1 protein-coding gene is annotated in these 310 nt (G+C 30.3%); it reads right to left on the bottom strand.

What is annotated here, in order from left to right:
• The coding region (locus PUR61_RS45075; protein WP_329874829.1) for a hypothetical protein at window positions 1–310 on the bottom strand (310 nt) is incomplete at both ends.

Raw genomic sequence — 310 nt, 5'->3', positions numbered from 1 at the left:
GGGGTCTAAAAAAAACCCCAAAAAAAAAACAAAACCAAAAAAAAAAAAAAAAAACAAAAAAAAAAACAAAAAAAAAAAACACAACAAAAAAAAAAAACACACACACCAACAACAAAAAAAAAACACCCACAACAAAAACCCAACACAAAACAAACCAACCAAACACAAACCCCATAAAAAAAAAAAAACACCAAAAACAAAAAAAAAAAAAACAAAACAAAAAAAACAAAAAAAAAAACAAAAAAAAAAACAACCCCACACCAAAAAAAAACCCCCCGACCACAGGCCGCGGTTAGCCCAACCCCCCCCC

Origin of the sequence: Streptomyces sp. BE20 (assembly GCF_036322525.1) — a bacterium.
Taxonomy (GTDB): Bacteria; Actinomycetota; Actinomycetes; order Streptomycetales; family Streptomycetaceae; genus Kitasatospora.
This window is presented reverse-complemented; position numbering and strand designations above follow the sequence as displayed.